This window comes from Sphingobium sp. FW306-1B-F04DB, assembly GCF_058781925.1.
On the sequence record NZ_JBYSXE010000012.1, the window covers coordinates 1 to 15,146 of the forward strand.

Here is a 15,146-nt window from a genome sequence, read left to right on the forward strand (position 1 = left end):
ATCCTTGTCGATCGCCATATCGATGGTCCTTTCTTATCCATCTATATGACCTCGCGCACAAAATTCCTGACAGTTCCTTCTGGTGCGGGATTGACGGCACGGCGGCGTCTTATGCGCGCTTCAGCAGACCCAGGAGGAGACGATGCCTATTCTCCCCGATTTCTCGAAAGCTCGCTTCACCCCCGGCGCACCCGTCGACAACCGCTATTTCCCTTTGAATCCCGGCACCGTTGCGGCGTTCAGTGCGACCACCGCCGCCGGCGATACGGTCGAGGGCAATGACGTCTTCGTAACCTCGCTCAAGAATAACGTGTTGGGCGTGCAGACCTTCGTCGTGCGTGACACGGTGTATGACGAGGATATCCTCGCCGAGGACACGATCGACTTCTACGCCCAGGATACGAGAGGAAACGTCTGGTACTTTGGCGAGAAGGTCATCAACTATGAATATGACGATGACGGCAACTTCCTCGGCAGCAACAGCGGTGGCGCATGGCTGGCCGGTGAAAATGGCGCCTTGCCGGGGTGGATCATGGCTGCCCACCCGGTCAAAGGGCTTTCCTATTTCAACGAATTTGCGCCGGGCGTAGCGCTCGACGAGTCCCTCGTCCTGAGCCGTCACGCGCGGATCGAAACCGATCTGGGCCGGTTCACGACCTTGAAGACGCTCGATACGTCACAGCTCAGCCCCGGCGTTCGCGAGTTCAAATATTATGCGCCGGGCATTGGTCTGGTGCGCGAGGACGAGGATCTGGACGCGAATGACAATCCCGGTGCGATCAACGCGCTGAGGGACGTGGTCAGCGGCGCCACACCGCTACCCACCGAAAACACCGAGGCGCTGGAAGCGGAAGACTTCGTCAGCGACGGCTCCACACGCTGGATCACGATCGTGTCGGGGAATTCGGAGCTGAACAACTCGGTCGGCTACTATACCTTCGACCTCACCAGCGGGGTCATCGGCGAGGGACATATTCTCTTCGATGCCACCGCGGATCTCGATCCGGGCGATGCGCTATCGATCCATGTGGCAGAGGATCAGGGAATCGGCCTTTTCTTCGTGCCCGACGGAGCGGAGCTCGGGGTCGATCTTTCCGATTTCGAGGATGGCGGCCTTTTCTTCAAGAATCTGCTGACGGACGGGCCCGCGCTGCTGTCCGACGGCATGGCCCCGATCGTCATCAACGCCGATGGGGACCCGCTGCCCATCCCGATGTTCCACGCCATGGGCGCAAACAAAGGATCCAATCTGCTCAACCCGGGCCTGGGGCTGCAGGCCGTCGAATGGGAGTTCTCCGAGGACGAGGGCGATGAGGAGGAGGTGACGGTGATCGGCTTCGAGGATCTTCGCCGCACCCAGGAAGACTATGACGGAGATTTCGACGATTTGCTGATCGCCTTTTCGGATACGCAGATCGACGCGAGCGAATTCGCGCCGCCCCCGCGGGAGGAGCCGCGCGCGGCTCCATCGATCGAGGCCGAGATCGACCATGCGCTGGACGTTCCGATGCTTCGGGCGTTCGAGCTGGCCATGTTGTCTCACGAGCAGATTGCCTGACGGCCAATAAACGACTGCTGGAAAAGGAGTGATCCTATGCGGATCCTTTCGGGATCGGATATCCCGCCGGCATTGAAGGACGTCGTATCCGCGTGCCGCGAGCATTTCGTGCTCGCGGCAACGCTCAGCGCGCTAATCAACGTTCTTTATCTCGCGCCGACCATTTACATGCTCCAGGTCTATGATCGCGTTGTGCCGACGGGGAGCGTCGCGACGCTGGCATGGATCACATTGGTCGTCGCTCTTGCCCTCGGCACGCTGGCGCTGCTTGATGCGATCCGCTCGCGCGTCATGATCCGGGCGTCGCTGCGCATCGAAAAGATGCTGTACCCGCCGCTGCTGCATCGTCTGTTTGCCCGCGCCGGTATTGACGGCGGCGGCAGGGCAACGGCCCAGCCGATGCGGGAGCTCGATACGTTGCGGCAGGCGTGTGCTGGGCCGCCTGCGATCGTATTGTTCGATGTGCCGTGGACGCCGATTTATGTCCTGGTCGCAACCTTGCTGCACCCGCTGCTGGGCATCGTGATCCTGGTCGGCGCGGGCATGCTGATCGCAGTCACCTTCGCCAATGGACGCGCCACCCGGACCAAATCCGAGACAGCCATGCGGACAAGTGCTGCCGCCTTTGCGATCCTGGACAGGCTGGTAGCCAAGGCCGAGATTGTCCGTGCCTTGGGCATGCGAAGGGCGATCGTCCTGCGACAATTGGCGGATCGCCGGGCGGGACTGGCGCTGGGCCTGGACGCGCAGATGCAGGGCAGCCTGTACACGGCGCTTGCCAAGTTCCTGCGGCTTTTCATGCAGTCCATCGCGCTGGGCTGTGGTGCGTGGCTTGCCATCGAGCATGAAATCTCGGTTGGCTCGATCATCGCCGCCTCGATACTGTTGAGCCGGGCGCTCCAGCCGGTGGAGCAGATGGTGGCGGCATGGCCGGCCATCCTGCAGGCGCGTCACGCGCTCGACACGCTGAGCCGGCTCTTCCGGGGATCGGCTGATCTCGATCGGATAAGAACGTCTCTGCCGCCTCCGGCAGGCCAGGTCGAGCTGCAACGCGTCTCCGTTCGGAGATCGGACGGTACGCTTCTGCTCAAGAACGTGTCGTTCGAACTGACACCGGGGAGCATCCTCGGCGTGATCGGCCCGTCGGGTGCGGGCAAGACAACGCTGGCGCGGGTCATCACCGGCGCTCTTCCGCCCAGCGACGGCGTCGTCCGATACGATGGCGCCGATATCGAGGATTGGGATCCGGAAGCGCTGGGGGCTCATATCGGCTATCTGGCACAGGATGTCGCGCTGCTGCCGGGTACCATTGCCGAGAATATCTCGCGCTTTGCGATCGCGGGCGGCGCAATCAAGGCCGATATCGACGAAAAGGTCATCGCCGCGGCCCGCGCCGCCGATGTGCACGAGTTGATCCTGCAACTGCGCGGCGGGTATGACGCGTGGCTGGAAGGAAGCGACTACGCCCTCTCCGCCGGCCAGCGGCAACGCATTGCGCTTGCGCGCGCGCTTTACGACGAGCCAGCGCTCGTCGTGCTGGACGAGCCCAATTCGGCCCTGGACGCGGCTGGCGAGCAGGCTCTTGCGCGAGCGATCTCCGCGGCCCGCGAGCGCGGCGCCGCCGTGGTCATCATCACGCATCGATCCAGCATCCTGCGGATGAGCGATGATGTCCTCTTTCTCAACAATGGCATGATCGAACGTTTCGGGCCGCGCCCCGAGGTACTCGAGGCGCTGACCGCCCGAGCAAGAGCCCCCAATGTCTTCACAATCACGGGCAGATAGTGCGATGGCTTCATCCCCTATCCATTTGCCAACGGCCGCGGTCGGCACGCCGATCCTTGAAACGGATATCCCCGGCAAGGAGCGGCGCCAGGCGCTCGTCGTCGCTCTTGGCTTTTTCGGCATAATCCTGGGCGGGGCCGCGCTGATCCCGCTGGATGCAGGTGCGGTTGCCAGTGGCCGGGTCACTGTGTCCGGCCATCGCCAGGCCGTCCAGCACAAGGACGGCGGCATCGTGACGTCACTCGGCGTTCGCGAGGGACAGACGGTGCGCAAGGGGCAGATCCTGATGACGATTTCGGCAAGCGAGCTGGAAGCCGAGGAGCGCGCTCTCGCGAGCGAATACGTCACATTGTTGGCCCAGCAGGCGCGCCTGCGCGCGGAACGGGATGGACAAGCCGAGGTCACCCCGCCGTCCGAATTCGCCTCGATCGCGCCCATGGACAAGGCAGTCGCCGAGGATGCCATGCGTCTTCAGCGGGCCTTGTTCGAAGCGCGCAGGGAGGCGCAGCGCGCCCAGAAAAGCGTCCTGTCGCAACGCGCAAGGCAGAGCGCGGAGCAGGCATCGGGCTTCATGCAGCAGCGTATTTCCAATCGCGAGCAGCGGCGCCTCCTGGGCGATGAACTCGCCGGAATGAAGACACTCGAAAAACGGGGGTTCGCATCGACGAACCGGATACGTGCGCTCGAGCGCAGCGCGGCCGCACTCGACGGCGATCATGGCGCGCTTGGTGCCGAGATCGCCCGTTCGCGCGCGGCGATGGGAGAGTTGTCGATGCAGTCGCTTTCGCTTGACCGGGAAATGGCCGAACAGGTGTCCGAGCAGCTTCGTGACGTGACACTGCGGCTCGATGCGGTGCGGCCGAAACTTGCGGCCGTTCGTGGCCAGCTTGCTCAGGCGCAGATAAGGGCTCCCGCGTCGGGCAAGGTCATTGGCCTGTCGGCATTCACCATTGGGGGCATCGTGACCGCTGGGCAGGTGTTGATGGAGATCGTGCCCCAGGATCGCGAGCTGATCATCGATGCCATGGTGTCGCCTTCGGATGCGGACGACGTCAGCGCAGGGCAGCAGGTGCAGGTCCGCTTTTCCTCCATCCAGGAACGCAGCTTGCCGATATTGCACGGGCGCGTGGCGCGCCTTTCGGCGGATAGCTTTACCGATCAGCGGACCGGCCAACAGTACTTCCGGGCGGAAATCAGGGTTCCCAGAACCGAGCTCGACAAGATCAGACAGCTTCGGCCCGGTCGCATGCCAATTCAAGCGGGGCTGCCTGCCGAGGTCCTCATTCCGCTCAGGAGCAGATCCGCCCTGACGTTCCTCGTCGAGCCGCTAAGCAGATCCATGTGGCGCACCGGTCGTGAGGATTGATTTCGTGCTGGGTGCCGCTCCTTGCGCGTGCCCGGGGACGATCATCAAAACGCGACATCAAGGCCGATCCTGACCGTTCGAGGTCGAAGCGGCGGCCGGTATGATCGGGATCGTATAGAGCACAGCCCACGTGCCCCGATCCTGGCCATATTTGGCAGTTCCCGGTCCTCCGCGTCGGCAAATGCGGGGGCGGGATAGTTGAGCGCGCTGTCATTGAGAAACCTCAGTCGTGGTCGACATAGGCTTCTTTCCCGGCTGGCGGCGACGAACCACGTCCTTCCCCGTAGAGCCGCCGCTGTCCATCCAGCACTGCACGATAGGCCCGCTGAAGATGCTTTTCCACCGCGCTCAGGCTGATGCCGAAGTCTCGGGCAATCTGCGTCTGCGTTTCGCCTGCGATACGAAAGCGCCGGAAGGCGTCAGCCGTGCGCTCGGGCAGCGTGTTGAGGATGGCGTCGACCTGTCTGAGGCGCTCCCGAGCGATCAGCATTTGCTCGAGGGAAGATTGGTGATCTGCATCGTCGGCGGCCCGCCGGTTGGCGGTAGCCCAAGCCTCATCGCGCAGCGCACGACGTCTTTCTCCCCTTCGGTAGTCGAGCAGAAGATGGTTGGCCATCTGGTAAAGATAGGCCCGCGGTTGCCCGATTGGGCCACTGGCAAGGCCTTCGATCTTCAGGAACAGATCGTGGACGAGATCTTCCGCGTCCGCCACGGGAATGCCACGCGCCACAAGGAACCGTGCAAGGTCCGGTCGCATCATCATGAAGACTTGCTTGAGACCGAGATTCCCCATGAAGGCAAGCTCCGCGCCCAGCCGAATCCGAGATCTGTCTGCGGATTATGTAGATAGCACCGGCGTTCGATTCGGGACACCGAAGCCAGCATCCATTTGGCTAGAGCAGAAGTAGCTATCGGCCGCCCCTTGTATGAATGGACGTCCGTTCCCAGGTGCCTCGGCCTTGGCGCAGCCCGACCAAAGACAGTTTCCCGTGGTGAAGCCGCCATGGCTCGCTTCGGATTGATTGGCTGGAGCTAAATCTCGACCTGGCTGCCGAGCTCGATCACGCGATTGGTGGGCAGCTTGAAGAACTCCATCGGGGTTGCAGAATTGCGATGAAGCCAAGCGAAGAGTTTCTCGCGCCATAGCGCCATGCCCGGCCGATCGGTTGCGATCAGAGTCTGCCGGCTGAGGAAAAAACTCGTATCTGCGAGTTTGAACGGTCCTTTACAGCGATCGATCCCCGCCAGCGCCGCCGGAAGATCGACATCGTCCATAAAACCGTACCGCAGGATCAGTCGGTAGAATCCGTTTCCAAGATCCGAAATCTCGTCGCGCGTGTCGGGCGGGACATGCGGCACGCCTTCGATCGCGATGGTGAGGATCACGACGCGCTCGTGGAGCACCTTGTTGTGCTTCATGTTGTGCAGCAGCGCTGGCGGAACGCCCGTAGCCGCCGAGGACAGAAACACCGCCGTCCCTGGTACGCGCGTCACCGAGCCTGAAGCAGAGCTTGCAAAGAGCTCGAGCGGCATCGCACTTTCTTCCAGTCGTTGGCGCATGAGGCGACGGCCCGTGGCCCAGGTCGTGAGGATCGTGAAGGCAATCGCGCCGACGAGCAGGGGGAACCATCCTCCATCCGGGATCTTGGTGATGTTGGACGCGAAATAGGCGCCATCGATGATCAGGAATGCCCCGGTCACCAGCACCGATAGCCAGCGCGGCCAGTTCCAGACGGCGCTGGTCAACGCGCCGAGCATGCAGGCGGTGATGAACATCGTGCCCGTGACAGCAATGCCATAGGCAGCCGCGAGATTGCTTGACGATCGGAAGCCCAAAACGAGCATAATCACGAAAAGCAGAAGCGCGCGATTGACGAGCGGTATGTAGATCTGTCCTGCGGCACTGGCACTGGTATAGGCGATCTTCAGACGCGGGAAGAAACCGAGCTGAACCGCCTGATGCGCCACGGAGAATGCACCCGAGATGACGGCCTGGCTTGCGATGATCGTGGCCAGCGTTGCTAGCACGACGAGCGGTAACCGCATCGTTTCGGGCGCCATGAGAAAGAAAGGGTTCGCGGCGGCGGCGGGTTGAGAGAGTAGCAACGCGCCCTGACCCATATAGTTGAGCAGCAGGCACGGGAAGGCGATCCAGAGCCACGAAATGAAGATCGCCCGCCTCCCGAAATGCCCCATATCGGCATAGAGCGCCTCGGCACCCGTCACCGCGAGCACCACCGACCCGAGCGCGAGAAAGGCGAGTTTCGGATCGAGCAGGAAGAAGTTGAGCGCCCACCAGGGATTGAGCGCCGCCAGTATCGAAGGGTCGCGGATGATACCCATCACGCCAAGCGTGGCGAGCACGATGAAATAGACGACCATGATCGGCCCGAAAAGAACACCGACACGCGCGGTGCCATGGCTTTGGATGGCGAAAAGTCCAATGAGTATTGCAACTACGATCGGGAGAACAAGCGGGCCCAGGCCGGCCTGCACCACCGTCAGCCCCTCGACCGCGGAAAGGACGGAGATCGCAGGGGTGATGATCGCATCGCCGAAGAACAACGCGGTCGCGAGCACCGCGAGCAGCGTGATACCGCGCGTCCAGCGATGCGCCTCGGACTTGCGCACGATGAGCGCGAGCAGTGCGAGGCTGCCGCCCTCTCCCTTGTTGTCCGCCCGTAGGATGATGAACACATATTTGACCGTGACGATAAGCATCATGGTCCAAAAGATGAGGCTGATCACCCCGAAGATATGTGGAAGATCAACGTTCAGAGGATGGTGACCGACAAAGCTTTCCTTCAGGGCATACAGAGGGGACGTCCCGATATCGCCAAAGACGACGGCCAGAGCTCCAAGCGCAAGCCCCGCCAGCCCATCCTTCGGTCCATGATGCGTGCCATGTTGCGAGCTGGGAACCGTCGGGGGAACATCAGGCATTGCAGCATCCCTCGAACCGGAGAGTCACGTCCATGACCAGCTGCGTAACGCATAGCTCCAATGCCGTCAGCATGAGAAATGAACGCAGCTTGGCCACATCTCCGTTCGAGCACGATGATATTGGCCGTGCCACTGCCCTATTGCAGCGGTTCGGCGATCCCGTGCATGAACCCCAAGCCGCCATCGGCACAAACATCAAAGCATGGCGGCTTCTCTATCGCGGCCGAGGTCAAGGGGCGCGGTCAGATGGTTCCCGCTCGAAGTTGCTTGACCGCATGATCGGTCGCTCTGGCCGTCAGCGCCATGAAGGTGAGCGACGGGTTCACGCACGAGACCGATGCCATCTGCGCGCCGTCAGTCACGAACAGGTTCGTGGCGTCATGGGCCTGGCTCCATCGGTTGAGGACCGATTGCCGCGGGTCGGCACCCATGCGCGCGCCGCCCATTTCATGGATCGCGTCGCCGGGCACATGCTCCTTGCGTTCGCTCGTCACGTTGACGAGCCCGGCCCGCCTCAGCATCGCTTCGCCTTCCATCCGGGCATCGCTCATCATGTTGAGTTCGTTGTCGCGAAAGGTGACGTCAAAGCGCATTAGCGGAATGCCGAAGCGGTCGACCTTGTCGGGGTGCAGCGATACGCGGTTGTCTTCATAGGGGAGGCATTCGCCGAATGCGCCCATGCTGAATTTCCAGGGGCCGTACTGACGCATCGCATGCTTCATCGCTGCGCCGAAACCCTGCGGTGCGGCCGGAGCACGATATGCCGCACCCTGAAAGCCGTAGCCGCGTCTGAAGCCGACGCCCTCTTCGCCCCCCACGTTGCGGAACCGCGGAATATAGACCGCGCCGGGGCGCCGGCCATATTCGATATAGTCGGTCATCCCGGGGATCTCGCCCGAGATGCCGACACGGAAGATATGATCCATGACATAGCGGCCGAGCGTGCCGCTCGCGTCGAAGTGGCTGCGCCCGCTGCCTTCGGGGCGCGAATTCATCAAAATCTGGGTCGAGGCCATTGCCGAGGCGCACAGGAAGACCAGCCGCGCCGGAATGATTTCTGCCTGACCGGTATTGGCGTCGATGACGCGCACGCCCGTCACCCGCTTGCGCGCGGCATCATATTCGAGGTTGCTGACCACCGCATCGGAGCGGAGCGTCAGCCGGCCCGTCGCGCGCGCGGCGGGCAAGGTCACCGCCTGTGTCGAGAAATAGGCGCCGAACGAACAGCCGCGGCCGCACTGGTTGCGGAACTGGCACTTGGATCGGCCCTGATCGGGCTTGTCCTCGGTCATGTTCGAAAGGCGCGTATGGATCAGCTTGCGGCCGGGCGAGGTCGCCTCGAGCTGCTGCTTCACCCATTTCTCCGCGATGTTCATCGGCATGGGCGGCTGGAATTCGCTGTCGGGCAACTGGGGCAGGTTTTCGCGCGAGCCCGACACGCCCGCATATTTCTCGACATAGCTGTACCAGGGCGCGAGGTCATCATAGCGGATCGGCCAGTCGATCCCGACATTTTCGCGCTTGTTCGCCTCGAAATCCTCAGGCGCCCAGCGGAACGACCAGCGCCCCCAGATCAGCGACTTGCCGCCCACCGCGCCGGGGCGGATCCAGTAGAATTTCTCGCCCTCATCATAGGCGTAGGGATTGAGCCGGTCGTTATTGTAGAATTTCTCGCCCCCCGGAGAAACATAGCCGTGCCGGGCGATGAAATAGTCGCTCTCGAGCAAGCGCTGGGGCATCATGTTGCGCGCGGGGATTTCGAACGGCGCCTTGCCGTCATAATCGTAATTCTCGCCATGCTCGACCATCACGCCGCGGTCGAGCATCAGCACGCGCAGCCCCTTTTCGGTGAGTTCCTTGGCTGCCCAGCCACCGCTCACGCCCGAGCCGATGACGATCGCGTCGAATTGGTCCGTCGCTGCCATTACAATAAATTCCTTTTTTGACCGTTTCAGGCGCGAAGCCGGCTGAGTGTTGCAAAGCTGGTGGTGATGTCGGGCAGATAGGGTGCGGGCGACTGGTCGTTCTCGACATAGAAATGCCGCACACCCGCGAGCTCGTTCAGCGTGAAGATGTCGGCGAAATCGATGACGCCCTTGCCGACGCTCGTCATCGTGCCGTCCGCGGTCATGTCCTTCACATGATAAGCGTAGATCTGCCCGGGCAGGCGGCGGATCAGCGCCTTGGGATCCTGGCCCGCCTTGACCGCCCAGAACAGGTCGAGCTCGATCTTCACCAACGCCGGGTCGCGTTCGGCGACCAGCATCTCGAACAGGCTCTGGTCGCCCGCCTTTTGCGTGAACTCGAAATCATGATTGTGATAGGCGAAGCCCAACCCCGCCTTTTTCAGCCGCTCGCCGAAGCGGTTGAAGTCGGCGACCGCCCCGCGCCAGGCGGTGCCGTTGCGGAACCGCTCTTCCATCCAGGGCAGGACGATCGTATCCGCGCCGAGCGTGCGCGCCATGGCGAGTGACGCGTCGAACTGGTTGGCGAGCGCATCATAGCCGACATGGATGGACGGCGCCTTCAGGCCGAGCCGATCCATGGTCCGCCGGAGCAGGGCGTGATCCATCCTGTCATAACCGCCACCGCCGAACTCGACCTCGCGATAGCCGATCGCCGCGACCTTCTCGAGCGTCGCGACGGGATCCGCGGCGAACAGCTCGCGCAGCGTGTAGAGCTGGAGCCCGATCGGCCGCGCGCCCGATTTCGTCCTCGCCTGCAGCGGGCCGAGTGCAAATGCGGTCGCCAGTGCAGCGCCGCCGCTGAGAATTTGCCGTCTTGTGGTCATCATGACGAATAGACCTTGTTGACGTTGGAATAGAGGAAAGCGCCGTCGTACCGGCCGGGCACCGGCACATATTCACGCTCCTGCGTCATGCCGATTTCCGAGGTGTAGTAGCCGGTGATGACGAGCTGGCGGAACTTCTCGAAGAAGTCCGCACCGCCCGGGAACTTGTTGTCCATTGCCAGCGTCAGCAATGTGTCCTGCTGCTCGGGCGTCGCCTTGTCGGTGGTGACGCCATAATCGCGCCGGCTGCATGACTCGATCGCATAAAGGCCCGCGAGGATCGGCACCCGGTCCTCGGGCAGCGCCCAGTCGGCGAGCAGCTTTTCGATGAACTGCGGAACGCCCGCCGCAATCGCGCCCGGCGTGTCGGTGGTCGGAATCACGCGCTCGCTGAGCGCGGTGACCAGCGCGCGCTGCGCGGCGGTGAACACCGCGGTACCCGGCGGGCCGTCGGTGATCGCAGGCATTCCCTCTGCCGCGCGCGCGATCGGCGCGAACAGCGCGGTTCCGAACATCGCGACGATGCCCCCCATCGCATCCCTGCGGTCTATGTTCATTGCGCGCCCTCCGTTGCGTCCTGGCTCAATGCCGCCTCGGGCAGCGGACGCACCCAGATGTTGCGGAACGAGACCGGTGAATCATGGTCCTGAAGCTGGAGCGGGGCGGCGTCGCCATGCGCCTGATATTTCGCGACCTGACGCCAGACCGTGGAGCCCAGAAGCGGTTGCCGGTTCTGGACCAGCACGCCGTTGAGGAAGACGGTCAGATAGGCGGGGCGCCGGACTGATCCGTCCGCGGTGAACCGGGGCCGCTCGAACACGATGTCATAGCTCTGCCATTCGCCCGGCGCGCGCGAGGGGTTCACCAGCGGCGGCTTCCAGCCATAGATCGCGCCCACGGTGCCGTCGGCATAGGTGGGGTTCCGATAGCCGTCGAGGATCTGGACCTCGTAATGCTGCATGAACCAGATGCCACTGTTGCCGCGGTCCTGAGAACTTTTTTCCGGCGGATTGGGCGAGCGGAACTCAAGATGGAGCTGGACATCACCAAAGCTCTGCCGGCTGACCAGTGCGCTTTCGCCCTGGCCCTTCTCGCGCGGCGGCACCGTCATCGCGCCATCCTTGACGACCCAGGGCTTGCCGGAGGGCTTCCATGCGTCGAGTGACTTTCCGTCGAACAGGACTACCGCGTCGGAGGGCGCCGCTCCCGGCGTCGACCCCGGCGTCACTGCCGACGGCGCAGGGCGATCGGCATCATGCACGCGCCACTTGCCGTCGGGCAGCATCGGGGTGTCGCGAAAGCCCGGTTTTTCCTCCGCGGCCGCCAGGCCGGGTGCGGCGACCGCAATCCCTGCAGCCAATGTCATATACGCGACGTGCTTCAAGCGCCCTACTCCATTCAGCTTTGGTCGATATCCCGATAGGCGGCGATCAGCCGGTCCTCGCCGGCGCGACCGTCCGTTGAATTGCCGTGCTCCATGCCGATCACGCCATTGAACTTGCGGTCGCGTAGCCATTTGACGATGTTGCGATGGTTGATCTCGCCGGTGCCCGGCTCCTTGCGACCCGGATTGTCGCCGAACTGGATATAGGCGATTTCGTCCCAGCAGCTTTCGAGCGTGCGGATCAGGTTCCCGGCCTGAATCTGCTCGTGATAGAGGTCCGCCAGCACCTTCACCGCCGGGCTGTTGACCGCGCGGGCGATGGCGAAGCCCTGCGGGATCGTCTGCAGGAACACGCCGGGATGGTTCACCAGCGTATTGAGCGGCTCCATCACCATCACCAGCCCGTGCGGTTCGCAGATCTCGGCGGCGCGGCGCATCACGTCGATGACGCGGGCGGTCTGGATCTCGACCGGAATCCTGCGGTCGAGAAAACCCTGCACGACCGTCATCCATTTGGCGTTGAGGCGCTTTGCCACCTCGACGGAGGCCCGCACATCCGCCAGGAACGCCTCGCGCTGCGCGTTGTCGTCGCCACCCAGCACCGGACGAAAATCGTCCCATTTCGGCATGCTCGCGACGAACACACCCATCGTCATGCCGCGTGTCGCAAGCGCCTTCGCCATGGCATTCTGCTCGGCGACCGTTCGGTCGCCCGCGGTATTGTCTTCCCAGGCGCGAAAACCCTGGTCCGCGGCATAGGCGATCTGCTCGATCAGGCCGCCGCGGCTCGCAAAACTTCCCTCGTGCGGCGCATAACCAAGCGTGAAGGAACGATTTTGCTGCGCCGGCGCTGCACCGGCCAGCCCGGCGATCCCCGCACCGACCGCACCGGCCGCGAGGATCGAGCGGCGAGAGAGGTTCATATGCCTGCCTCGGGCGCAGGAGCGGCCGTGCGCTGCTTGCGCCGCTCACTCAGCCAGATCAGCCCGAAGACCGCAAGGAGTACCAGCGGCACGATCGCGAGCCGCTGGAAGGACAAGGACGCAGCGGCGTCTTCCACCTGGCGCAAAGCCTCACCGGACAGTTGTGCGAAGGCGGCGGGGCCACCGGCAAACTCGACCTTGGCGGCGTCGAACATCGCGCCGAGGCGCGGCAATACGACGAAGCTCGATAGCGCGCCCGCCGAGCCGAGCAGGCCGAGCGCCCATGCGCCGCCTTTGGGATAACGCTCGGCGACCGAGGCGAGCATCGTCGGCCACATCGCGCAGACGCCCAGACCCCAGACCGTCGAGGCGAGGATCGCCGCGGCCGGCGATTGCGCGCGTGACAGCATGAACAGCCCGATCGCGGCGAGCAGGCTCGAAACCCACAGCAGGCCGGGGTTCGACAGATAGCCCGCGAGCCGACCGGCGAAGTGCCGGAAGATGAACATCAGCGCGCTGACATAGACGAGAAGCAGGATGCCGCGCATGCCGACGCGGTTCGACAGCGCGACGTCGATCCATTGCCCCGGCGCAAGCTCGGACGCGGCGGTCAGGAACATCGCGATGAACCAGACAAAGAAGCTCGGGCGACGGAAAACCTCGGCGATCATCTCACCGAAGCTGGCGCCGCTTTCGCTGCGCAGCGGCGGCGGAAACGTGGTGGTCGCCGCGATCGCTATGACAAAGACCGAGGGAACCAGCACCAGCGCCATGATCCCCTGCCACGGCAGCGCCGAGGACAGGAAGAAGCCGGCAAGACCGCCGACGATCAGCCCGCCCGGATACCAGGCGTGGAGCACGTTGAGCCGGTGCGTCGTGTCCTCGGGATAAAGCTGCGCGGTGAGGGGGTTGATCGAGGCCTCTGCAAGGCCCCAGCCGATCCCGCTCAGCAGCATCCCCGCCCAGACGAGCGTATAGATCGTCATGCCGCTCGCGATCGTGCCCGCGCCCACGATCAGGCCGGTACCGGCGACGAAGCACAGGCCGCAGCCGAGCAGCATCCGGCGCATCCCGATCTGGTCGAGAAAGGCGCTGGTCACGAACAACGTGGCGGCGAAGCCCAGGAATGCCGATCCCAGCGCCGAGCCGATCAGTTCGCCCGCTTCCATTGGGGCGATCGGATCGATCCACTGCGCCTTGAGGCTGCCCGCGATCGCGGCGCGGATCGCGGCGCTGGCGGCGGCGGTGAACAGCGCCAGCACTGCCAGCCAGAACAATCGGCTCTCGTTGACTCCTTTTGTTTCCACGCCGTCCCCTCCTTCTATGTTTTGCTGCGCGGCATCTTGCTCAGTCGAGACCGAGCAGCTTCCGGTTGAGCGCCGGATCGCTGCCGGCCGCAAAATCGTCGAACGCGCGCTCGGGCCGACGGATCATGTGCGCTGCGATGAACGGAGCCCCCTCGCGCGCGCCGTCCTCGGGATGCTTCAGGCAGCATTCCCATTCGAGGACCGCCCAACCCGCATAGCCGTACTGCGTCAGCTTCGAGAAGATCCCGGTGAAGTCGACCTGTCCGTCGCCGAGCGAGCGGAAGCGGCCGGGGCGATCGATCCAGTCCTGATAGCCCCCATAGACGCCCGAGCGTCCGGTCGGATTGAACTCGGCATCTTTGACGTGAAACATCCGGATGCGCTCGTGATAGATGTCGATGAACGCGAGATAATCGAGCGCCTGCAGCACGAAGTGGCTGGGGTCATAGAGGATGTTCGCGCGCGGGTGATTGCCCACGCCGGCCAGGAAGCGCTCGAAGGTGGCCCCGTCGTGCAGATCCTCGCCGGGGTGGATTTCATAGGCAAGATCGACGCCGGCATCTTCGAACGCGTCGAGGATCGGCCGCCACCGTCGCGCCAGTTCGTCGAACGCTTCGTCGATCAGTCCCGTCGGGCGCTGGGGCCAGGGATAGAAGAAGGGCCAGGCCAGCGCCCCGGAAAAGGTGGCATGCGCCTTGAGGCCAAGGCGTCGGCTCGCCTTCGCAGCCAGATTGAGCTGCTCCACCGCCCAAGCCTGACGCGCATCGGGCTTGCCGCGCACCGCCTCGGGCGCAAAGCCGTCGAACGCGGCATCATAGGCGGGATGAACCGCGACAAGCTGTCCCTGCAGGTGCGTCGACAGCTCGGTGATCTCGACGCCCGCCTCGCGACAGGTGCCGGCGAGCTCGTCGCAATAATCCTGACTCTCGGCGGCGCGACTGAGGTCGATGCAGCGGCTGTCCCATGTCGGAACCTGGATGCCGACATAACCCGCCTCGGCCATCCAGCGCGCGGCGGACGCCAGCGTGTCGAACGGCGCCGCATCGCTCATGAACTGCGCGAGGAAGATGGCGGGGCCCTTCATCGGAT

General features: G+C 63.6%; 12 protein-coding genes. 3 read left to right on the forward strand and 9 right to left on the reverse strand.

Annotated elements, in window-relative coordinates; genetic code table 11:
* The first annotated feature begins 142 nt into the window (after positions 1 to 142).
* From AC3WJD_RS08070 to AC3WJD_RS08080, 3 genes are all read left to right on the forward strand, one after another.
* The gene (locus AC3WJD_RS08070; RefSeq protein ID WP_492746086.1) at positions 143 to 1,558 is read left to right on the forward strand and encodes a hypothetical protein; all 1,416 of its coding nucleotides are present in this window, start codon (positions 143 to 145) and stop codon (positions 1,556 to 1,558) included.
* A 72-nt stretch (positions 1,559 to 1,630) separates the two neighbouring features.
* The gene (locus tag AC3WJD_RS08075) at positions 1,631 to 3,343 is read left to right on the forward strand and encodes a type I secretion system permease/ATPase (RefSeq protein ID WP_492746087.1); all 1,713 of its coding nucleotides are present in this window, start codon (positions 1,631 to 1,633) and stop codon (positions 3,341 to 3,343) included.
* Entirely contained in the window at positions 3,318 to 4,709 is a 1,392-nt protein-coding gene (locus AC3WJD_RS08080) for an HlyD family type I secretion periplasmic adaptor subunit (protein WP_492746088.1), read from the forward strand. Before AC3WJD_RS08075 ends, AC3WJD_RS08080 begins: the two co-directional genes overlap by 26 nt.
* A gap of 223 nt (positions 4,710 to 4,932) precedes the next feature.
* Here AC3WJD_RS08080 and AC3WJD_RS08085 read toward each other — a convergent pair whose 3' ends face one another.
* From AC3WJD_RS08085 to AC3WJD_RS08125, 9 genes are all read right to left on the reverse strand, one after another.
* Entirely contained in the window at positions 4,933 to 5,502 is a 570-nt protein-coding gene (locus tag AC3WJD_RS08085; protein WP_492746089.1) for an RNA polymerase sigma factor, read from the reverse strand.
* 239 nt (positions 5,503 to 5,741) lie between these two features.
* Positions 5,742 to 7,652 carry a potassium transporter Kup gene (locus tag AC3WJD_RS08090; protein WP_492746090.1) on the reverse strand — a complete coding sequence of 637 codons (1,911 nt, stop codon included), beginning with the start codon at positions 7,650 to 7,652 and terminating at the stop codon, positions 5,742 to 5,744.
* Positions 7,653 to 7,894: 242 nt separating this feature from the next.
* The gene (locus AC3WJD_RS08095; protein WP_492746091.1) at positions 7,895 to 9,577 is read right to left on the reverse strand and encodes a GMC oxidoreductase; all 1,683 of its coding nucleotides are present in this window, start codon (positions 9,575 to 9,577) and stop codon (positions 7,895 to 7,897) included.
* Between the two features lie 26 nt (positions 9,578 to 9,603).
* Positions 9,604 to 10,446, reverse strand: a complete 843-nt coding sequence (locus AC3WJD_RS08100) for a sugar phosphate isomerase/epimerase family protein (protein ID WP_492746092.1) — start codon at positions 10,444 to 10,446, stop codon at positions 9,604 to 9,606.
* Positions 10,443 to 11,000: a gluconate 2-dehydrogenase subunit 3 family protein gene (locus tag AC3WJD_RS08105; RefSeq protein WP_492746093.1), complete on the reverse strand. Its 558-nt coding sequence runs from the start codon at positions 10,998 to 11,000 to the stop codon at positions 10,443 to 10,445. The genes AC3WJD_RS08100 and AC3WJD_RS08105 overlap by 4 nt, the downstream gene beginning before the upstream one ends.
* Positions 10,997 to 11,827 carry a 3-keto-disaccharide hydrolase gene (locus AC3WJD_RS08110; protein WP_492746094.1) on the reverse strand — a complete coding sequence of 277 codons (831 nt, stop codon included), beginning with the start codon at positions 11,825 to 11,827 and terminating at the stop codon, positions 10,997 to 10,999. Before AC3WJD_RS08110 ends, AC3WJD_RS08105 begins: the two co-directional genes overlap by 4 nt.
* Before the next feature lie 14 nt (positions 11,828 to 11,841).
* The gene (locus AC3WJD_RS08115) at positions 11,842 to 12,750 is read right to left on the reverse strand and encodes a hydroxypyruvate isomerase family protein (RefSeq protein ID WP_492746095.1); all 909 of its coding nucleotides are present in this window, start codon (positions 12,748 to 12,750) and stop codon (positions 11,842 to 11,844) included.
* Positions 12,747 to 14,057 carry an MFS transporter gene (locus AC3WJD_RS08120; RefSeq protein ID WP_492746096.1) on the reverse strand — a complete coding sequence of 437 codons (1,311 nt, stop codon included), beginning with the start codon at positions 14,055 to 14,057 and terminating at the stop codon, positions 12,747 to 12,749. The genes AC3WJD_RS08115 and AC3WJD_RS08120 overlap by 4 nt, the downstream gene beginning before the upstream one ends.
* A 40-nt stretch (positions 14,058 to 14,097) precedes the next feature.
* Complete coding sequence (locus AC3WJD_RS08125) at positions 14,098 to 15,141, reverse strand: sugar phosphate isomerase/epimerase family protein (protein WP_492746097.1); 1,044 nt, start codon at positions 15,139 to 15,141, stop codon at positions 14,098 to 14,100.
* Positions 15,142 to 15,146 lie beyond the last annotated feature (5 nt).